General features: G+C 36.6%; 17 protein-coding genes, 2 pseudogenes and 1 riboswitch. Of the genes and pseudogenes, 8 read left to right on the forward strand and 11 right to left on the reverse strand.

The genetic code is table 11. From position 1 onward, the window contains the following. Positions 1 to 25: 25 nt before the first annotated feature. The 4 genes and pseudogenes from ACFX5U_RS03285 to ACFX5U_RS03300 form a co-directional block, all read right to left on the reverse strand. On the reverse strand, positions 26 to 1,399 hold the full coding sequence (locus ACFX5U_RS03285) for a nucleoside permease (RefSeq protein ID WP_280570438.1): 1,374 nt from the start codon (positions 1,397 to 1,399) through the stop codon (positions 26 to 28). A gap of 44 nt (positions 1,400 to 1,443) precedes the next feature. After that, complete coding sequence (locus ACFX5U_RS03290; RefSeq protein ID WP_280570436.1) at positions 1,444 to 2,067, reverse strand: bifunctional nuclease family protein; 624 nt, start codon at positions 2,065 to 2,067, stop codon at positions 1,444 to 1,446. A gap of 98 nt (positions 2,068 to 2,165) precedes the next feature. Beyond that, positions 2,166 to 3,140 carry an electron transfer flavoprotein subunit alpha/FixB family protein gene (locus ACFX5U_RS03295; RefSeq protein WP_400262486.1) on the reverse strand — a complete coding sequence of 325 codons (975 nt, stop codon included), beginning with the start codon at positions 3,138 to 3,140 and terminating at the stop codon, positions 2,166 to 2,168. Between the two features lie 22 nt (positions 3,141 to 3,162). Next, positions 3,163 to 3,901, reverse strand: a pseudogene (locus tag ACFX5U_RS03300) (electron transfer flavoprotein subunit beta/FixA family protein). Positions 3,902 to 4,232: 331 nt separating this feature from the next. On the opposite strand from ACFX5U_RS03300, the gene ACFX5U_RS03305 reads away from it, so the two are divergent. Both ACFX5U_RS03305 and ACFX5U_RS03310 read left to right on the forward strand, forming a co-directional pair. Then, positions 4,233 to 4,568, forward strand: coding sequence for a tetratricopeptide repeat protein (locus ACFX5U_RS03305; RefSeq protein WP_200878600.1), 336 nt, complete (start codon positions 4,233 to 4,235; stop codon positions 4,566 to 4,568). A gap of 85 nt (positions 4,569 to 4,653) precedes the next feature. Next, positions 4,654 to 5,073, forward strand: a complete 420-nt coding sequence (locus ACFX5U_RS03310; RefSeq protein WP_280570427.1) for a copper resistance protein NlpE — start codon at positions 4,654 to 4,656, stop codon at positions 5,071 to 5,073. Between the two features lie 62 nt (positions 5,074 to 5,135). Here the strand turns inward: ACFX5U_RS03310 and ACFX5U_RS03315 are convergent, their stop codons facing one another. The 6 genes and pseudogenes from ACFX5U_RS03315 to mgrA form a co-directional block, all read right to left on the reverse strand. After that, a complete protein-coding gene (locus tag ACFX5U_RS03315; RefSeq protein WP_280570425.1) occupies positions 5,136 to 6,263 on the reverse strand; it encodes a cysteine desulfurase family protein in 1,128 nt (375 codons plus the stop codon). Positions 6,264 to 6,312: 49 nt separating this feature from the next. Continuing rightward, positions 6,313 to 7,698, reverse strand: coding sequence for an apolipoprotein N-acyltransferase (lnt, locus tag ACFX5U_RS03320; RefSeq protein ID WP_400262487.1), 1,386 nt, complete (start codon positions 7,696 to 7,698; stop codon positions 6,313 to 6,315). Next, a complete protein-coding gene (locus tag ACFX5U_RS03325; RefSeq protein ID WP_400262488.1) occupies positions 7,601 to 7,945 on the reverse strand; it encodes a hypothetical protein in 345 nt (114 codons plus the stop codon). The genes lnt and ACFX5U_RS03325 overlap by 98 nt, the downstream gene beginning before the upstream one ends. A 2-nt stretch (positions 7,946 to 7,947) precedes the next feature. Further along, on the reverse strand, positions 7,948 to 8,613 hold the full coding sequence (locus ACFX5U_RS03330; RefSeq protein ID WP_400262489.1) for a PH domain-containing protein: 666 nt from the start codon (positions 8,611 to 8,613) through the stop codon (positions 7,948 to 7,950). A gap of 33 nt (positions 8,614 to 8,646) precedes the next feature. Then, positions 8,647 to 9,312 carry a 16S rRNA (cytidine(1402)-2'-O)-methyltransferase gene (rsmI, locus tag ACFX5U_RS03335; RefSeq protein ID WP_038696247.1) on the reverse strand — a complete coding sequence of 222 codons (666 nt, stop codon included), beginning with the start codon at positions 9,310 to 9,312 and terminating at the stop codon, positions 8,647 to 8,649. A 69-nt stretch (positions 9,313 to 9,381) separates the two neighbouring features. Further along, positions 9,382 to 10,375, reverse strand: a pseudogene (gene mgrA, locus ACFX5U_RS03340) (L-glyceraldehyde 3-phosphate reductase). 257 nt (positions 10,376 to 10,632) lie between these two features. Between mgrA and serS the strand changes: the two are divergent. The 6 genes from serS to ACFX5U_RS03370 all read left to right on the forward strand — a co-directional run bounded on the left by serS (position 10,633) and on the right by ACFX5U_RS03370 (position 18,474). Beyond that, positions 10,633 to 11,904 carry a serine--tRNA ligase gene (serS, locus tag ACFX5U_RS03345; protein ID WP_400262490.1) on the forward strand — a complete coding sequence of 424 codons (1,272 nt, stop codon included), beginning with the start codon at positions 10,633 to 10,635 and terminating at the stop codon, positions 11,902 to 11,904. A 529-nt stretch (positions 11,905 to 12,433) separates the two neighbouring features. Continuing rightward, positions 12,434 to 14,974, forward strand: a complete 2,541-nt coding sequence (locus ACFX5U_RS03350) for a SusC/RagA family TonB-linked outer membrane protein (RefSeq protein ID WP_400262491.1) — start codon at positions 12,434 to 12,436, stop codon at positions 14,972 to 14,974. Positions 14,975 to 15,146: 172 nt separating this feature from the next. Continuing rightward, complete coding sequence (locus ACFX5U_RS03355; protein ID WP_400262492.1) at positions 15,147 to 15,638, forward strand: hypothetical protein; 492 nt, start codon at positions 15,147 to 15,149, stop codon at positions 15,636 to 15,638. An 11-nt stretch (positions 15,639 to 15,649) separates the two neighbouring features. Beyond that, entirely contained in the window at positions 15,650 to 17,248 is a 1,599-nt protein-coding gene (locus ACFX5U_RS03360; RefSeq protein ID WP_038696255.1) for a SusD/RagB family nutrient-binding outer membrane lipoprotein, read from the forward strand. A 191-nt stretch (positions 17,249 to 17,439) separates the two neighbouring features. Continuing rightward, positions 17,440 to 18,174 (forward strand): endonuclease/exonuclease/phosphatase family protein, encoded by a 735-nt coding sequence (locus tag ACFX5U_RS03365; RefSeq protein ID WP_400262493.1) that lies wholly within the window; start codon positions 17,440 to 17,442, stop codon positions 18,172 to 18,174. A gap of 96 nt (positions 18,175 to 18,270) precedes the next feature. Then, a complete protein-coding gene (locus ACFX5U_RS03370) occupies positions 18,271 to 18,474 on the forward strand; it encodes a hypothetical protein (RefSeq protein WP_400262494.1) in 204 nt (67 codons plus the stop codon). A 1,170-nt stretch (positions 18,475 to 19,644) separates the two neighbouring features. On the opposite strand, the gene ACFX5U_RS03375 is transcribed toward ACFX5U_RS03370, so the two are convergent. Next, positions 19,645 to 19,908, reverse strand: coding sequence for a 5-oxoprolinase (locus tag ACFX5U_RS03375; RefSeq protein ID WP_400262495.1), 264 nt, complete (start codon positions 19,906 to 19,908; stop codon positions 19,645 to 19,647). 35 nt (positions 19,909 to 19,943) lie between these two features. Beyond that, positions 19,944 to 20,037, reverse strand: a riboswitch (SAM-I-IV-variant riboswitch). Positions 20,038 to 20,344: the final 307 nt, after the last annotated feature.

Consider the following 20,344-nt stretch of genomic DNA (forward strand, 5'->3'; position numbering starts at 1 on the left):
CGACGAATGGCTTTTTTTATATTAATTATTCACCCTCCAAAGGTAAGGTTTTTTCGTGTTTATGCTTAAAAAGTACTGCAAATAGAATCGCTAATACTAGGGTGTAAATCGAAAATGCTAACCAGATATGATGCCAGTCTTTTAGAATTAAATCGGCGTTGAATAACCCATTTTCACCAATTGATACCCCTCGTTCTTTTACAAAAGAAAGCAAGGTGTTATTATGCATATCGGTATCTAAAAAAGACGCAAGATCTGACATGTTGTTAAACGAAATGGAGTAATACTTATCTATGATCAAACCAGATACTAAACTACCAAATACGGCTCCAAAACCATTGGTCATCATCATAAATAAGCCTTGAGCGGAACTTCTAATCTGAGAGCTAGTAGATGTTTCTACAAATAATGAACCTGATATATTAAAAAAGTCAAATGCCATACCGTAAACGATACAGGAAAGGACGATCATCCACAAACCCGATGATGGATCACCGTAGGCAAAAAGTCCGAAACGTAGTACCCATGCAAACATCGAAATCAGCATTACTTTTTTGATGCCAAATCTTTTTAAGAAAAATGGAATAGCAAGAATAAAGAGGGTTTCTGATATTTGTGAAATCGACATGATAATTGTCGAATATTTAACAACGAACGAATCGGTGTACTTAGGGAAAAATTTGAACTCATCTAAGAATACATCTCCATAGGCATTTGTTAATTGAAGAGCGGCACCTAAAAAAGTGGAAAAGACAAAAAACAATGCCATTTTATAGTTCCCAAACAATTTGAATGCCTCTAATCCTAAGGTATGCAATAGGGATGAATTTTCATTTTTAATATTGCGAGGGGGGCATTTTGGAATGGAAAATGAAAATAGACCTAATCCCACTGCTGAAGCACCAGCTATGTAGAACTGCATGCCCGTAGCTTTGCTACCCGTTAAATTGACAATCCACATCGCGGCAATAAATCCAACAGTTCCCCAAACACGAATAGGAGGAAAAGCTTTGACCAAATCATACTTCCCTTGTATAAGAACTGTATAAGCTATGGAATTGGATAAAGCTAATGTTGGCATGTAAAAGCACATGGCCAAGAGCATCGCATAAAAAAATGTAACGGGGTCATTTATTTGAGGTAGATAGAACAGAACAGCTGCATATAAGAGATGGAGTATTAAGTATAATTTCTCTGCATTTACCCAGCGGTCAGCAATAATCCCCATTAAAGTAGGCATGAACAAAGAGGCAAAGCCCATTGTTGCAAAGATAGCTCCAAACTGTGTTCCGTCCCAATGTTTCGTTCCAAACCAGTAATTGGCTATTGTAATTAACCAAGCTCCCCACACAAAAAACTGGAGAAAGCTCATAATGGTTAGCCTTAATTTAATAGACATAAGTAATATATAGTTGAGTTTGTTTTGTTTCGATTATGCAATCGTTATTTTCTTCGAGATATCTCATCTCGAATTAAGGCCGCTTGCTCATAGTTCTCATCGTGGAGTGACTGCTCGAGTACAGTTTTCAATTGCTCGTCTGAAAGACTAGAGAATGGATTCTGTATTGGTGACTTTGCTGTTTCTTCTTTTATATCATCCGTTATAACATCTGCATTTACGGCATGCTCTAGATTCTCAAGAAAAGCAAATTCGTTGCCTTCTATAACGATTCCAGCAGAAGATAATATAAAGTCATAGGCATAAATGGGGGAACCAAAGCGTACAGCCAAAGCAACTGCATCTGAAGTCCGCGCATCAATTTCTACTGTTTTTTGTCCATCTGAACAAATGATTTTGGAGTAGAAAATACCTTCAATAAGATTGTATATAAGAACTTCCTGAAGGTTAATTTGAAATGCTTTAGCGAAGTTTTGAAATAAATCATGGGTTAGAGGGCGACTGGGAACCATTTTTTCAATTCTAATCGCTATAGCTTGTGCTTCATGACTTCCGATGATGATAGGGAGTCGACGATTGCCACCAGATTCACCTAGAACTAATGCATATGCTCCAGATTGTGTCTGACTATAGGATAAACCAACGATGTCTAACTTGATTTTCTTCATTATGATACCTTTACGGTTTACAAATATGCGAATAATTTGGAGCGAAAAAAAACTCCATTCACAAATTTATTGCGAATGGAGTTTTTAGATTAAGAATTTTATAATCCTTTATAAGTTTTTAAAGCTGTAATTAATTTGGGAACCACTTCAAACGCATCCCCTACAATACCATAATCAGCTACTTTAAAAAATGGTGCCTCAGGGTCTTTATTGATAACAACAATAGTTTTTGAAGAACTTACTCCCGCTAGGTGTTGAATAGCACCAGAGATACCAATGGCAATGTACAAATTAGGGCTCACGACGATTCCTGTTTGACCTACGTGTTCAGAGTGAGGTCTCCAGCCAGCATCAGATACAGGTTTTGAACAAGCGGTAGCAGCTCCTAGCACATTAGCCAACTCTTCTATCATAGCCCAGTTTTCAGGACCCTTTAAGCCTCGACCTGCCGAAACAACGATTTCTGCTTCTGGTAATGAAATTTTATCCGTTGCTCTCACGATTTCCTTGACAATCGTACTGAAATCTGCAGCATCGATGCTCGGATTATAATTTTCAATCGTCGCTGCAATATCCGACTCTTTGATTTCAAAAGAATTGGGATTGAGCGATATGACTTTGATGGGCGATGTTAAAGCAACAAATGCAAATGCCTTACCTGAAAAGGCTCCTGTTTTGACTTGCAAGTTGTCACCACTTCCAGTTGGTAATTCAATTGCACCATCGGCTAAAGCCGCATTTAATTTAGCTGCGACACGTGGTGCAAGCCCCTTCCCTGAAAAGGAATTTGATAAGACAATTAGCGAAGCTTCAATTGACTTTGCTGCGTCGACGATGATGGTAGTATAAGCTTGGTTAACAAAAGATTTTAATTGCTCGGTATTGACGTTTAGAACTTTTGTAGCACCATATTTACCCAACAGATTTAACTGACCTTCTGCTACATTTCCAATTGATAATGCGATAACGTGATTTCCGGATTGATCAGCAATAGCTTTAGCATAAGAGACAGCCTCAAAAGCTGATTTCTTAAACTGACCATCTGTGTTTTCTACATATACTAATATTGACATATTCTTTTTCTTTTAGTGTTGGTTAAATAACTTTTGCTTTTTCGTGCAAAAGCGAAACTAATTTTTCCACATCTCCCGCATCGACCAAGGTAACCACACCGCGCGGTTTCTGGCGTTTCAAATTTGACAATATGTGATAATTGCGCGACCTCAATAGGTTCAATAATATCCAGAGGTTTTGTTCTTGCAGTCATGATACCTCGCATATTAGGGATTTTTGTTTCGGCAACACCTTCAGCAGTTCCAATAACAGCAGGTAGATTTAAGGTTAGTACCTCTTTTCCTCCCTCGATCTCACGCTCAACAGTGGCAGTATTGCCTTCAATAGTTAATTTTTTACTGATTGAAACTGAAGGAATATTTAGAATTGAAGCTACGAATGCACCTACTTGTGTGCCATTATAATCGATAGACTCCCTTCCTGTCAATATGAGGTCAAAGTTGTTTTCTTTAGCATAGTTTGCAATTTGGTTGGCTACAAACCAAGCATCTCTAGGTGTGGCATTCACGCGAATTGCATTATCAGCACCTGTTGCTAAGGCCTTGCGAATGGTGGCATCAGTGGTTACATCTCCAACCGAAATAACAGTGACAGTACCTTTGCCTCCTTCAGCTAGATCTATTGCTTTTGATAAAGCAATTTCATCATATGGATTCACAATGTATTGCACACCAGCATTATTAAAAGCGGTGTTGTCATTCGTGAATGTAATTTTGGATGTCGTATCAGGGACATTACTTATACACACTAATATTTTCATAATCTATTACCGTTTTATTAAAACTTATTATAATTAGGTTAAATGTAAAGATAATTTAAGAGAGTTTCATCATTCTGCAATTTGGATTTGTAATTTTATTTTTAATAAAATTAGGTTTAAATATTACTAATTTTATATTTAAACTCCGAGTATTCGGTGTATTTTTTATGAAATGTGTAATTTTTGTCTAAAGATTGTGAAAATAATCAAGATGTCATGTTCGTCAATATTCTGTCATTTTTATATGCTAGCATAGTAAATGAGTTTTTTATATTGGTTTTTGAGCCTGTTCATTTATTTGTAGCTTTGTTTCTATAAAATTAGAAAATAAATGATGTCAGACCGTTTAGAACAACTACAGGAATTTTTGAAAGATTCACCTCAAGATCCCTTTTTGAAATATGCCATGGCTACAGAATATTTAAAATTAGGCAACCAAGAGGAAGCACTTAAGGGGTATCTGGATTTAGTGACCAACCATAGTGATTATGTTGGAACCTATTATCATTTGGGGAAGCTTTATGAAAAGATGACGCGTGTGGAAGAAGCTCGTGATATTTATCAAAAAGGAATCGTTATAACACAAAAGAAACGCAATATGCATGCCTTAGGAGAATTACGTGGGGCATTGAATTTACTCGATGGTGAGGATGAAGATGAATATTAACATTTCTTTAACATATTGATATTGATTTTTGGTATCCAATTTGCCTATACTTTTTTGAATATTGTTAGAGAGGATTTTAAAGAAGATGAAAAGGCTATTAATTTTACTGTGTTGTATCCAATTTTTGTTTATTGCGTGCGATAATCAACGTAAGGGTGCGGAAGCAGTGAAAGATAGTGTGGATAAACAATATGTTAGCTTACAAGAGCTTAGTGGCGCGTATATCGGTATTATGCCTTGTGCGGATTGTGACGGGATAGAAACTGTATTAAAATTGAATCAAAATTTTTCATACCGCTATACCTCTAAATATTTGAATAAGAGCGATGAAGTTTTTGTAAAAGATGGAAAGTGGAAGTTTGAAAACGATATCGTTACGCTAGAAGGAGTAGATTATAAATTCAAACTAGGTGAAAAAGCAAAGCTTTGGCAATTGGATTTATCAGGAGATGATATTGTTGGGGAATTGGCGGAAAATTATAAATTAGAGAAAATAAAAGATTAATGATTGTGCAGCAATCAAGATAAAAAAAGGACCTTCAATTTGAAGGTCCTTTTTTTATGATGTTATTTGCATAAATCTTTTAAATGGTTGACAACAAAGTCAATTTCTTCTTTTGTATTGTCGCGGGAGAATGAAAATCGAACAGACGGTCTATTGCCATCCGCTCTTATAGCTCCAAGCACGTGCGAACCAATATCTGTTCCAGAGCTACAGGCACTTCCTCCTGAACAAGAAATGCCAGCAATGTCCAAATTGAACAATAACATATCTGCCATGTCGGTACAAGGAAATGATACATTCAATACGGTATAAAGTGCTTTATTAGCAGTTGTGACTCCGTTGAACTTGATATCTGGTATTGCGGCCTGTAGCTGTTCCATCATATAGGATTTTAAGCCTTGTATGTAAGCTGCATGCTCTTCCATGTGTTCATAGCTCAGCTCAAGTGCTTTCGCTAATCCTGCGATACCATATACGTTCTCGGTACCACCGCGCATATTTCGCTCTTGGGCACCACCGTAAATCATTGGTTTTATTTTTGTGTTGGCATTGATATAAAGAAATCCTACACCCTTAGGTCCATGAAATTTGTGCGCAGCTCCAGTAATGAAATCGATTTTTAATTTACTCAGATCATGTGGATAATGTCCCATTGTTTGCACGGTGTCCGAATGAAATATGGCATTGTATTTTTGACAAATTTCAGCTATTTTTTCAATATCATTCAAGTTTCCCAACTCATTGTTCCCGTGCATGATAGAAACAAAAGTTCTTGGATTTTTTGATAATAAATCTTCCAATTGAATCATGTCAATGTTACCATCTCCATCTACCTGTAAGAGGTCGAGATGAACTTTTCCTGATTTTTCTATCGCTTCCAGCGTATGAAGTACAGCATGATGTTCAATGGGCGTAGTGATCGCATGTGTGATACCGAAATCTACAATTGAACGTACGATTGCCATATTATCAGCCTCCGTACCGCCAGATGTGAAAAATATTTCAGATGGAGAAGTATGTAAGATATGTGCAATTGTCTTACGGGCTTTTTCAACAATTGTTTTTACTTGTCGTCCGTGTGAATGAATAGAAGAAGGGTTTCCAAAATTATTTTCCATCGTGTCTATCATGACACGGATGACTTCTGGATCTAGCGCTGTAGTTGCAGCATTATCAAAATATACTTGCATAATGGACAAATTTAAATAAAACTAAGTTTACTTACAGTACTGTTCATGATTATTTAACAGAATTGACTCTTTTTTGATTTTTTCTGAAAAAAGTAACGATAGCAAGTAAGGCAAAGAAAAGACTTATGTATCCAAGTAGATCTCCAGTTCTAGTATACAGTGTTATTTCTTCGTTGAGATTAATCTCTTGAGTTAACGCTGCTGGTTCCCACCATGTCGATTTTTGAACGATATCACCACGTTGGTTGATAAAGCCGGAGATACCTGTATTAGCCGAGCGCGCTACCCATCTGCGATTTTCGATAGCCCTTAATTTGGCATAATCTAAATGTTGGTCTTTTCCAGAAGTATTCCCCCACCAACCATCATTGGTTATGATCGCAATAAATTGAGCGCCTTGCGCCACATATTGTGCTACATAGCTTCCCCAAATCGATTCATAACAAATGACCGGTGCTGCTCCTATACCACTTTGTGAATAGAATACAGAGGGTTTATCCTGTTTACCATAACCACCTGTAGTACCCCCAAAAGCACTAAATAAGGGTTTAAGGAAGTTGATAGCCGTACCAAACGGCATTTGTTCTACTCCAGGGACTAATTTTGATTTATGATAAAACTGTAATTTGGACGATACGTCAATTAGTGTTGCAGCATTGAAATTGTCTTTATAAACATTTGGTGCAATTTCTCTTGCCGTAAGCGTTCGTTTATCGTTATACAGTCGATAGCTTTCAATACCAGAAAGCACATTTCCATTTTTATAGTCATTTAAAAAATCGATAACGGTATGATACGTATTTGAATTTCTGAAATCTTCTTCATCAAAATCACCTCTTTGTGATAAGGCCGTTTCTGGCCAGATAAAAAACTCCGTATTCGATTTCGCAACAGAACGTGACAATTGCATTAAAGTTTGCAGCTGCTCCTCAGGGTTGATATAGCCGAACTTTCCAAAAGGATCAATATTAGGTTGTACCGTAACGATTTGAGAAGGATTGATATGTTCTTCATAAGTACTGTAACGTACAATAGAATAAATTGTTGGGACTGCCAATAGTAGAACAAGCATGACCTTCACCAAACGCGGTCTAATCAATACATTCATTTTCTTCTTGTTCAAATAAAGTAAGAAAACCAATATGTTAATCAACCATATCCAGATACTTCCACCATAAACACCCGTGAATTCGTACCATTGGATCAATTGATGAAAATTAGCAAAACCATTGCCTAGCGTCATCCAAGGAAATGCTAAATCCCAAGATTGATGTAAAAACTCGTATGATATCCAAAATGCCAATAATCCGAATAAAGAAAACCCAATGGATACTTTCTTACGCATCTGGTAGTATAGGCGAAATGCAATTGCCATTAACAATGCTCCCAATAAGAAGGGTATGAGTGAAATGAAAATTGCGATATACCAAGGCATTACTGCCGAGATGGAGTTGTAGACCCAATAGATAGATGCGGTGTTTCCAGATCACTGCCGTAAGTCCAGCAGTCAGAAATACCTTCTTTCCCTTTTTTGTAAAAGAATCGCTTCGAATGATATTTTCAATGGCGATTAATAAAGGAAGAAATGCGATTAATAAAATAGGACTACTATAGGGCACAGGAGGCCATCCTAACCATAATAAAAAGGCACTTAAAAGTGCCAGTAAATATTGATTTCTCACGATTAGATTTGAGATAAGATTTCGTTTTTCTTGTTTTCGTATTCAGCTTGCGTAATCAGTTGTTTGTCAAATAAGCTTTTCAATTTCCTTAATTTGAGTGTCATTTCATCATCTTCTTCCTCTATTTTTGGAATAATTATTTCCGCAATAGGTGGTAGTGCGATTTCTTTAACTTCTTCTACAACAGGTTCTATATAAGTATTGGTGATTTCCACCTCTATAGGTCTCTGGATTTCAAATGTTGGTGCTACTTGACTAGGAGGGGGAGCGATTTCATTTAACTTGGAATTCTCCAATGCACCTTTAATCAATTGATACAGTTTTCGAGCTTGAACTTTAGGAATGTAGTCGATACTTAAATTTTCACCAGTAAAGGGGATTACGGTTACTTTCGACCCAAATATTTCCTCTTTAAAAGCAATATCCTTAATATCTTTCCAACTGAAGATTTCGAAATCTGTAGCAAGACCCAACTTTGTGAATTCGCACAAGAAGATGCGCTTATTACTGATGGTAATACTATCCGGTAGGATAGTTACAGCGGGTTTTTTTTGTACTGCAATATAATCGATACGTTCCCCATCAGTCATCATATCTTGTAATTTGACGAGTAACCTTTCTACGATTTTTATATCTTGGCCATCGATGGCAAATAGTTCAAAGTTCATGTTAAATTTATTTTAAATAAACGAAGGCCAAACCTATTCTAAACCTCCCACACAAAATACAAATTCTCCTTTAATAGGATTGTTTTCAAAATGTAATTTTAAATCAGTCAATGTTCCGCGCACATTTTCTTCATACAACTTGCTCAATTCTCTGGAAATAGAAGCTTGTCGCTCTGCACCAAAGACTTGAATAAATTCATCTATTGTTTTTAGGATACGATGCGGTGACTCATAAAAAATCATGGTTCTTTTTTCTTCAGCTAGGAACTTCATGCGTGTCTGGCGACCTTTTTTAACGGGAAGAAAACCTTCAAAGCAAAAACGATCGTTCGGCAGTCCTGAATTTACCAAAGCGGGAACAAAAGCAGTGGCTCCAGGTAGACATTGTACCTCAAGACCTTCTTTGATGGCCTCTCGGACCAATAAAAAACCGGGGTCAGAAATAGCTGGTGTACCTGCATCGGAAATCAAAGCAATATTTTGGCCCTCCTTTAGAAATCTAATGATCTCGGAAATCGCTTTATGTTCATTGTGCTGATGATGCGCGAACACTTTTTTCTCGATTCCAAAATGTTTTAAAAGGGGCGCACTTGTGCGTGTATCCTCAGCAAGAATAACATCTGCTTCTTTTAACACACGTATAGCGCGAAAAGTCATGTCTTCTAAATTGCCAATTGGCGTAGGAACTAAATAAAGCATTTACAAAGGTAAGTTTTTTTTAATAATTGCAATCAAGGCTTTGACTTGCTATTTTCCTTCTCTTTCCTATTATGTCGCTAAAATCAGGTCAATCTGTCTTAATTCTTGTTCCGAGAATTGTTGGTGTTTCACGGCCTCTATTGCATCTTGAATTTGACTTACCTTACTTGCTCCAATCAAAACTGAAGTCACCTGCGGTTTATTCAATAACCAAGACACCGCCATTTGCGCTAGTTTTTGATTCCTTTGGGAAGCAATTTCATGTAAGGTTTTTATTTTTTCAATTTTTTCCGGTGTGATATCACTTTCATGTAAAGATATGCTGTCAGAAGCTGCACGCGAATCTTTGGGAATACCGTGAAGGTATTTATCTGTCAATAGACCTTGTGCCAATGGTGAGAAAGGAATACATCCCACGGCTTCTTCGTCCAGAAGATCCAATAAACTTTCTTCTACCCAGCGTTCGAACATGGAATATTTGGGTTGGTGAATCAAGCAGGGAGTGCCCATATCTCTCAATAGATCTATTGCTTGCTTCGCTTCAGAGGTTTTATAGTTTGATATACCTACATAGAGTGCTTTTCCTTGTTGCACAAGAAGACTTAAGGTGGCCATCGTTTCTTCTAGTGGTGTTTCAGGATCAGGTCTATGGTGATAGAAAATATCAACGTAATCAAGCTGCATTCTTTTTAGACTTTGATCTAAACTGGAAACCAGATATTTTTTTGATCCCCAATCTCCATATGGGCCATCCCACATCGTATATCCAGCTTTAGACGAAATAATCATTTCATCACGATAATTTTTGAAGTCACGTTGTACTATTTTCCCGAAGTTTCTCCTCTGCAGAGCCTGGAGGCGGACCATAGTTATTGGCCAAATCAAAATGTGTGATACCAGCATCAAAGGCTGTTTGGATTAGTTGTCGACTGTTTTCAAAGTCATTGTTATGGCCGAAATTCTGCCATAATCCCAAGGAAATTGCGGGTAGTTTTATTCCAGAATAACCTGAGCGGCGGTATTCCATTTCTTGATATCGATTGTCATTAGGTGTATAATGCATACTTTTTCGCGGTGTTAGATTTTACATAAGCAATTTACAAGTATTCTTAAATAAAGAAGCATGATGAGGGAAATGATTTATATTTCCTCATCATACTATTTCTTGATGAAGGAAGAGATATCGATTATTGTAATAACAATCGTGAGTGCCAATAGAAAGGACCCGAACGAATAACTTTGTTTTAATTAAATGACAGAATTAAAATTGTAAATAAAACAAATTTATCTAAGTTTGTTTCTTTAAAAATACACACAATTATGTTGCAATTGAATTATATCCGTGAAAACAGGGATAAGGTAATCGAGAGATTAGGTGTCAAAAATTTTAAGGAAACTGGATTAGTTGATGAAATCATCGCATTGGATGAACAACGTCGCAAGATTCAGACCGAATCAGATGCCCTTTCAGCTGAAGCAAATTCATCCGCAAAAAAAATCGGAGAATTGATGCGTCAAGGTAAAAAAGAAGAAGCTGAAGCCGTGAAATCCCAATCCTCAGGATATAAGGAACAAATCAAACAACTGATTGAACAGTTGAATACGATCGAGCAGGAATTGAATGCTAAGATCGTTCAACTCCCTAACCTTCCACATGAGACTGTCCCACTTGGTGTTGCTGCAGACGATAATGAGGTGGTACTAGAGCAGGGTGCTGTGCCTATATTGTCAGAAGATGCCGTAAGTCATTGGGATCTATTGACTAAATACGATATTGTCGATTTAGAATTAGGTGTTAAGGTAACAGGAGCAGGTTTTCCAGTATATAAAGGAAAAGGTGCGCGTTTGCAACGTGCATTAATCAACTTCTTTTTAGATGAGGCTGCAAAAGTAGGATATGAAGAAGTGCAGGTACCCATTATGGTAAATGAAGCTTCGGCTTTTGCTACTGGGCAGTTACCAGACAAAGAAGGGCAGATGTATCATGTGACACATGATGACTTATATTTAATTCCAACGGCAGAGGTTCCAGTTACGAATATGTACCGTGATGTGATTGTTAAGGAAGAGCAATTCCCGATCAGACACTGTGCTTATACACCATGTTTCCGCCGTGAAGCAGGTTCATATGGGGCCCATGTCCGCGGATTGAATCGCTTGCATCAGTTTGATAAAGTAGAAACGGTACAAATCGTTCATCCAGATAAATCTTATGAGGTGTTGGAAGAGATGAGTGCTTATGTACAAGGATTATTGCAGAAATTAGAATTACCTTATCGTGTATTGCGCTTATGCGGTGGCGATATGAGTTTCACGTCAGCTTTGACTTACGATTTGGAAGTATATAGTGCTGCCCAAAAACGTTGGTTAGAGGTTTCTTCAGTATCTAACTTTGAAACTTATCAATCTAACCGATTGAAAGTAAGATTTAAAAACGAAGACGGTAAGATGCAATTGGCGCATACTTTAAATGGCTCGGCATTAGCATTACCACGTATAGTTGCGTCATTGTTGGAAAATAATCAGTCTGAAAAAGGAATTAAAATACCAAAAGTATTGGTTCCATATACAGGATTTGACTATATCGATTAATTTTTTTTTATATAAATGGAAGGGCTTGTAATAAAATTGCAAGCCTTTTTTTATGTTAAAATTTTGTTAAATCTATTGATTACCGTATATAATTCTGTTATAACGGTTATTATGAAAATTTAGTTTATGTTTAGATGTTTTTGCTTATTTGATAAAAGATGAGGTGGTCAGTTGCGTTTCTTTGCTGTTTTAAACTTTTTCATTAAAATACTTGCAATAACAACAACAACTCTATATATTTGCTATCCGTTTTTCACATGTACTTCATGTGTTAATTTTACTATCCAATATACATCGTAGATTTTTGAAAAGAAAATTTACAGATTCTCGTAAGATCACTTAAAAGGAACTATAATAAAGTCCTCTTTCCGGTCTGTCATTCGCTCTATCTGTTAACAAACAAAGGATACCTGAATAGGAGGTAGATTTTTGTGTTGTGTCATTAAGGTTGTTTTAACAATTAAAGTTTAAACATTCCTGTTTACACATCCGATTTTAATAACAAATATTAATTAACAAACTAAATAGCATGAAACAAACATTACTTAGTTTTCTTTTAGGGGGGATGATATTATCATCAGTAGCATTCGCTCAAGAGAAAAAGATTAGTGGCCGTGTAACATCAACAACTGGTCAAGCAGTACCAGGTGTTACTGTTGTTGTACAAGGTACTAATCAAGCTACTCAAACTGATGCAAACGGTAACTATTCATTGAATGTACCTGCAGGTAAGGTAGTTTTATTTCGCTCCATTGGTTTTGGCGAAAAAACAATCCTTGTTAACAACAATACTTCAGTATTCAATATCTCATTAGAAGATAATACCAATACGATTGAAGAAGTTGTGGTTACGGCAATGGGTCAATCTCGTCAAAAGAGATCATTAAGTTATGCAACGCAAGAAGTAAAAGGTAGCAAATTGACAGAAGCTGCCAATAGTAACTTAGCAACAGCATTACAAGGTAAAGTATCAGGAGTACAGGTAACGCCTTCATCAGGTATGCCGGGTGCATCTGCTAATATTACGATTCGTGGAGCGCGCTCATTCACGGGTAACAACTCACCACTATATGTAGTGGATGGTATGCCTATTTCTTCTGGAAATGATGTTTCTACAGGAAATGGCGTAACAGGATCCGATTATGCTTCTAGAGGTTTGGATATCGATCCAAACGATATCGAGAGCATCAATATCTTGAAAGGACAAGCAGCATCTGCATTATATGGTATGCGTGCATCCAATGGTGTTATCTTGATTACGACTAAAAGTGGAAAAGGAAAACAAGGGAAACCTCAGATTTCTTATAATTCTAATGTTTCTTTTGATAAAGTATCTGTTCTTCCAGATTTTCAAAATACGTATGCACAAGGGGCAGGTGGCAAATATTCGCCAATGGCTTCAACGGCATGGGGACAACGTATCGATCAATTACATTTAGATCCAGTGTATGGTGGAAATGTTGATAATGACTATACAAAGAAATATGGTAAGCATGAAGGAATGTATTATGTGCCGCAACGTGCGAATGCAGGATTAGATCCATGGGCTGCGCCACAAGCATACAATAATGCGAAAGAATTCTTCGATATCGGACGTACTTTTAACAACTCTTTCAATATTGTGCAAGGATTTGACAAAGGAAGTTATGCGATGTCCTTAGGAGCGACTAATGCCGATGGTATAGTGCCATCTACAGGTATGGATCGTTATACGGCAAAATTAGCTGGTGAAGCTAAATTATCGGATAAATGGACAACAGGATTCTCTGGTAATTATGTCAATTCAAGAATCACAAAACAAACAGGTGCCAATAATGGTATCATGGCTACATTATTTGGAGCTCCTTCGTCTTACGACTTAAAGGGAATCCCTTCTCACTATTTAAATAATCCTGCACAACAAAATACATACCGTAGTACAGGAGGGTTCGATGGGGCATATTGGGCTACTGAGAACAATAAATTCTCTGAAGATACGCAACGTTTTTTTGGTAATGGATTTGGTCAATATGCGACTGATTTAGGAGAAAATCAAAAATTGACATTGAAATACCAAGCAGGTGTTGATTCTTATACATCCAATTATACCGATCTTTTTGGTTATGGACATTCCAATGGAAAAGGAGAAGTGGAGAACTACCATATCTCGGTAACGGAGTGGAACTCATTGGGTACTGCAGCATACAACTGGAAAATTAACGATGATTTAGTTTTCGATGCGATGGTTGGTAATGAAATAGTTAATCGTGTACGTAGAAGAGATTATGCCTTTGGTATGAACTTCAACTTTCCAGGATGGGATAATATCAATAATGCCTCAACAGTTACTACAGAGCAGAACTTACGCCGTACGCGTACATTCGGTACTTTTGGTAGTTTAGCGTTAGCTTACAAGAACATGTTGTTCTTTAACGCAACAGGTCGTAACGATATCGTTTCTTCGATGCCACGTAACAACCGTTCGTTCTTCTATCCATCAGTATCGGCTGGTTTTGTTTTCACAGAACTAGAAAGCCTTAAGAATTCTATCCTAACCATGGGTAAGATCAGGGCTTCATTTGCCGAAGTAGGACAAGCAGGTGATTACTATGAAAGTTATTATGACAAGCCCGTATATGGTGGTGGTTTCTCATCAGGTACTCCTATTTTGTACCCAATCAATAGTGATGGAATAACATCTTATACTCCGTATTCTAAAGTTTATGATCCAAACTTGAGACCTCAAAATACGCAAGCAATTGAGGTGGGTACAGATTTGACTTTCTTGAACGGATTGATCAATATGAACTATACGTTCTCACGTCAGAATGTAAAAGATCAGATTTTTGATGTGCCATTGGCAGCTTCTACTGGTTATTCAAGTTTAGTAACCAATGGTGGAAAAATCCATACAAATGTTCATGAGTTGACTTTAGCAGTTGCTCCTTACCGTTCCGGTGATTTCAAATGGGATTTTGCTTTTAACTTCACTAAAATAGACAACTACGTAGATGAGTTGAAAGAAGGAGTAAACAGTATCTTCATGGGTGGCTTCGTAGAAACCACAGGTACGTGCAGGTATTGGTTATAAATTCCCGGTTATTTATGGAGTTTCTTACTTAAGAAACGAGGCAGATCAGATTGTTGTAGATGAAAACGGCTTACCACAAGCTGGTGAAGAAAAAGTAATCGGTAATGTATCTCCTGATTTCAATTTAGGTTTCAATACAAACTTTGAATACAAAAAATTCCGTTTATCAGCAGTGATTGATTGGAAACAAGGTGGACAGATGTTCCATGGAACAGCAGGAGTATTGGGTTATTATGGTGTCACGCAACAGTCAGCAGATTACCGTAATGGGGATGGATTTTTATTCGAATTGCCAGCGGTGAAAGCTAACGGTGAAGTGAATGATATTATGATCGATGCACATCCTGAATTTGATGCAAATGGTAAGCAAACGAATACAGATGCCTTCAAATATTTCACTGCAATGAATGATATTTCCGAATCATCGATTCGTGGTACCTCATTCGTGAAATTGCGTGAAATTGCAGTAGGTTACCCAGTATATCAAAATTCAAAAATCAAAGTAGATGTCAATGCATTTGCACGTAATATCATTCTTTGGTCTGAACTGAAAGGATATGATCCTGAAGTATCTCAAGGAAACACCAATATGTCAGGTGCATTTGAACGTTTCTCTCTTCCAGGAACCTCAAGTTATGGTCTAGGTGTAAACATTAAATTCTAAAAATTAGGACAATGAAATTTAAATTAAATATAGTAGGATTATTAGCTATGGGAGTATTAGCTGCTCCAGTGGTTTTTACTTCTTGTTCAGAGGATGCGATGGACAATATCAACGAGAATGTTGATAAACCAAAAGACGTTCAAGCAAAATTTATTTTAACAGACGTCATTACACGTACTGCATTTTCAAATGTTGGTGGTGATTTCAATACGTATTTATCAAGTTATGTGGAGCACGAAATAGGTACGCATAATCAATTGTGGAATGCGGAACAAAGAGGTAACTCGGTAGCTGTAGCTTCCACTTTCAATAATACTTGGGGAAATGTGTATACCACATTGCGCGATGCTCGTTTAGTCATTGAAAAATGTTCAGTTGGTGGAAGCCAAGAGGGGAACTATGCCACTTTAGGTATGGGTCAGGTTATGGCAGCGTATAACTTAGCATTGTTGACCGATTTGTTTGGTGATGTACCTTATTCTGAAGGATTCAATCCTTTAGAAGTTCGTAATCCAAAATTGGATAAACAAGAAGATTTGTACAAACAGGTCAATGCCTACTTAGATGCAGCAATTGAAAATCTACCGAAAGGAGATACGCATGGAACTGGATCAGCAGGAGGGCAAGATTTATTATTCAGAGGAAATGCAAATAGTTGGTTGAAATTTGCACATGGCCTAAAAGCACGTTATGCGATGCGTTTGTTGAAAACTACTGTTGGTAATCAAGATGTGTTGAATACGGTAATTAATCATGTGGACAAATCATTTGCCAATGCAAATGAGGAAGCAAAATTTACAGAATATAGTACGGCTAACTTAAATCCATTATTTGACTTTCAATGGTCTAGAGATGGATTGGCTGCTAGTAGAAGTATCGTAGACAAAATGATCGATCGTAAAGATCCACGTTTGACTCGTAATTTTATGACGCCACCAAAAACAATTAATCGTGTAACTAATTGGATTCAAGTTTCGGATCTTGCGACCAATAAAGCGGCCTATGATTCATTAGCTGTGAATGGTCAAAATGAGCAAGTTCAGAATAAATATTTGACATCTACATTTGTTTACGCGCAGACTGCTCCAACGCAATTGTTGAGTTATCATGAATTGCAGTTTTTGAAGGCAGAAGCAATGCAACGTTTAGGTCAAGGTACTAGCGCTATTGAACCTGTATTAAAGAATGCGATAACAGCTGCAATTAAAAATTCAGAGATCGCTGTAAATGCAGCTTTTTCAGCAGCTACTGTTCTTAACAGTGGAAATATTATTGAAACTTCAGCAGATTTAAATGATGCGGATATTTCAAATTATTTTGAGGACAACGTAAAACCATTATTTGTAGCTAATCCTTTAAAAGAAATTGCTAATCAAAAATACTTAGGTTTCTTTGGAGCATCAGGTGAGTCTACAGAGATGTACAACGATATCCGTCGTTGGAAAGCAAATGGAGAAGAATTGATCGAGTTGAAAAACCCAGGTAAGTTCCCATTGCGTTTGCCATATGGTAGCGATGATACAACAACAAACCCTTATGTTCAAGCTGCATACGGTAATGGACAATATGTCTTTACTGAAAATGTATGGTGGGCTGGTGGAACAAGATAATATCAGTTTATAGTTTATAATCTAGACGGCAATCTCGAAAGAGGTTGCCGTTTTTTTTTATTTTGTTACGGTTGCACATAATTACTGTAAAAGTAGAATACGTTGGTTTTATATCAGAAATAATTATCTTCACTCTAATTTAAATCGAGAACTTATGATGTTAATCTAAAATAATTAGTGGTATTATATATATGAAGAAGTTTCTATTTACAATAATGATTCTTATTGTTGGTAAGGTGGTCCTTTCCCAAACGAAAAATCAATTGAACGTTTTGCAGATTAATATCTGGCAGGAGGGTACGTCCGTTCCAAATGGTTTTCCGGCTATAGCCGATGAAATCATTGATAAGAAAGCAGATGTTATCTTATTCAGCGAAGTTAGGAATTATAAGGAGACCGATTTTGTACAACGTATTTTGGACGAATTAAAAAGAAAAGGTTCTACATATTATGGTATAGCGAGTGCACCAACATTAGATGTAGCATTTATTTCTAAGTTTCCTATAAAACAACAGCAGCCTTTGTATGATGAGGTAAGTAAAATGGGTGGCGTGTTGAAAAGTAAGATTCAAGTTGCTGGAAGAAATTTTACATTTTATTCGGTTCATCTAGATTATACCAATTATGCCTGCTATCTACCGAGAGGTTATGACGGTGTTACCTGGGAAAAATTGGATGCGCCCATTGTAAATGCTATAAGTATCCTAGAAGCCAATCGTAAGGGAAAGCGTGATGATGCAATTCTTGATATCATTATAGACGCCGACAAAGAATCGAAAGATGCTACAATTGTCATTGCGGGAGATTTTAACGAACCCTCACATCTAGACTGGATTCACGCAACAAAAGATTTGTTCGATCATAGAGGTGCTGTAGTTTCCTTGGGATTGTTCTGTATTATTGACAAAAGCTGGATTCGTAGATAGTTTTAGAGAAAAGTATCCAGATCCTGTTACACATCCAGGATTTACATTTCATCATTTAATAAAGATGTAGCCATTGAAAAGCTTACTTGGGCACCTTTGGCAGATGAGCGTGACCGGATTGATTATGTTTATTACACAACGAATAAACCGCTTCATGTCACTGCGGTCAAAATTGTTGGTCCTGCAGAAACGGTGAGATTTGGTAAAAAACAAGAGCAAGATAGCCAAGATGAGTTTTTATTGCCCAAAGGTATATGGCCTACCGATCATAAGGCTTTGCTGGTGAAGTTTGAGTTTTAAACAGTTTATGATAGAGTTAAGCTTTGATTTAGGTAAGCTAAGTTTTTTTGGTTATTAGTAGACCTAAAGCTTCATATCTATCCATATAAACAACCACAACATATGCCCAGTGATAGGTATCACAGGCTATCATGGCATAAGGGTATATTGAGTTTAAAAGAGATATAGTCTACAATGAGAAAAGGGCGCATCAATTAGCAATCTATCACTCTTTTATAAGGAATATTTTATAGCGGTATTATGAGTTATATTTGAACAACTAAATTGTCGTTCACATCCGTCATAAAATAAATAAGAGTACTGAAATATTCCTAAATAATCTGTCTCATGATAGTTCGCATGCTAATAGTTTTTGTATTGGGGGCTTAAGTTGTAATAATGGAGGCTTCAACAGGAACACTTTATTGTTTTCATGAAACACAGTTAGCCTGTTGGAAAAGCCTTTGGTTCAAATGTTATCCACTTATTCATCATGAGTAGTTATTGTCAATGCATGGACAACCCCTTTTTTGATTTTAGTAGCTTGATATCACATTAATAATGGGAAACAATCTATAATACTGCTTGGTTATCTGTTGAAATGAAGGAATTATGTTGAATAACTACAGCATTACTAAAAAAAAGCTGTTAGTTATTGATAAGTTGTTCATACTTTTTGCGTAGCGGAGAAATTATGGGCACTAGATATCTATCTATTCACAGCCATTATCTACTTGTTGTTAGTAACTAGCTACTTGTTGACAATAAATGTCATCATTTGTCGACTAAAGGTCTTCTATTTAAATGAAGGTATGCTGTTATTGGGAGAAGGTGGTAATAGATTTAAACAATAGGAGGCATGATATCGAAAAAGTGACTAGCGAAAGCCTAAATGTAGTTCCGGTAAGCGGTAAATTAAGTCTAGTAATGGGTCCTACAGGCGTTAAAGGACATTTTTCATGAGTACTATCGCATAGTAACAATGGTTTAATAGGGTGTAACTATATGGTTGTTGTGGTAACTTACTCCAATCCTATCAGCTATCACCGGTTGTCAGAATTGAAAAGGTGGAGCTCGCTAAAACAATATGTTAAAATATTATCACTCATTAAGAGGAGCGTTTAAATAGTCAACGTTCTTCTCAGTGAGTGATAAATCAACTAGAAAGTTCATTCTAAAACGGAATTTGCTTTACTGAATAATTGGAATAAGCGTATTTTCCTCTAACCTCACTGCCACATGCTTTATCGAGGTAAAACCATCTTCTCTTGAAATAATGTTTGAAAGATCTAAGCCTCTTTTTGAGAAGGTACTGAGTAGAGCGGTACGAAATGTAGATTTGGAGGAACCCCAACCTTTTCCGGATATGGTATCATTGTTGAGTTGTATCAGTTCGTTAATCGAGTAATAACTGAATTTTTCTAGTAAATGTTGATAAAGATTTGTTGTAGCCATACAATTTAAAAATTTAAAGGATTAAACCATAAACTGTATCCAGATATTTTTGGTCGAAACCCATATTAATTTACCACCGTGGTTTCTCAACTCGGTTGGTATTGCATCGTGCAATTCTGAATACTCTACAAATATAGTAGATTTTATTTTTATTCATAATTTTTTTTAAAAATAATTGGATATTTGAAAGTATGTTGATGGTTTATTATCGCTGTCTACTATAAGATGGATTGGGAGTAAGATATGTAATACTTGTGGTATTTTTGGTTTGTGAACAAAAGGGGATGATCAGTTTTCCTGAGGATAATAAAGCTGGAGTGTTACTGCGATGTCGAATGTCGAGCCTTTGTTAGTCAATTTGAAGTAAAGGTGTTACTTTTTTTTCTTAAGCTAAGTCAATAGAAAATAAATAGCTATTCTTTAAGATAAGCGATTT

Source organism: Sphingobacterium sp. SG20118 (genome assembly GCF_044740685.1).
Lineage (GTDB): Bacteria > Bacteroidota > Bacteroidia > Sphingobacteriales > Sphingobacteriaceae > Sphingobacterium.

Excerpts from the sequence above, each read along its gene's own strand:
- ACFX5U_RS03375 (WP_400262495.1), bottom strand. The coding sequence starts at position 19,908 with ATGGCTACAACAAATCTTTATCAACATTTACTAGAAAAATTCAGTTAT.
- ACFX5U_RS03295 (WP_400262486.1), bottom strand. The coding sequence starts at position 3,140 with ATGTCAATATTAGTATATGTAGAAAACACAGATGGTCAGTTTAAGAAA.
- ACFX5U_RS03350 (WP_400262491.1), top strand. The coding sequence starts at position 12,434 with ATGAAACAAACATTACTTAGTTTTCTTTTAGGGGGGATGATATTATCA.
- rsmI (WP_038696247.1), bottom strand. The coding sequence starts at position 9,312 with ATGCTTTATTTAGTTCCTACGCCAATTGGCAATTTAGAAGACATGACT.
- ACFX5U_RS03330 (WP_400262489.1), bottom strand. The coding sequence starts at position 8,613 with ATGAACTTTGAACTATTTGCCATCGATGGCCAAGATATAAAAATCGTA.
- ACFX5U_RS03315 (WP_280570425.1), bottom strand. The coding sequence starts at position 6,263 with ATGCAAGTATATTTTGATAATGCTGCAACTACAGCGCTAGATCCAGAA.
- serS (WP_400262490.1), top strand. The coding sequence starts at position 10,633 with ATGTTGCAATTGAATTATATCCGTGAAAACAGGGATAAGGTAATCGAG.
- ACFX5U_RS03310 (WP_280570427.1), top strand. The coding sequence starts at position 4,654 with ATGAAAAGGCTATTAATTTTACTGTGTTGTATCCAATTTTTGTTTATT.
- ACFX5U_RS03305 (WP_200878600.1), top strand. The coding sequence starts at position 4,233 with ATGATGTCAGACCGTTTAGAACAACTACAGGAATTTTTGAAAGATTCA.
- lnt (WP_400262487.1), bottom strand. The coding sequence starts at position 7,698 with ATGCCTTGGTATATCGCAATTTTCATTTCACTCATACCCTTCTTATTG.
- ACFX5U_RS03360 (WP_038696255.1), top strand. The coding sequence starts at position 15,650 with ATGAAATTTAAATTAAATATAGTAGGATTATTAGCTATGGGAGTATTA.
- ACFX5U_RS03365 (WP_400262493.1), top strand. The coding sequence starts at position 17,440 with ATGAAGAAGTTTCTATTTACAATAATGATTCTTATTGTTGGTAAGGTG.
- ACFX5U_RS03285 (WP_280570438.1), bottom strand. The coding sequence starts at position 1,399 with ATGTCTATTAAATTAAGGCTAACCATTATGAGCTTTCTCCAGTTTTTT.
- ACFX5U_RS03290 (WP_280570436.1), bottom strand. The coding sequence starts at position 2,067 with ATGAAGAAAATCAAGTTAGACATCGTTGGTTTATCCTATAGTCAGACA.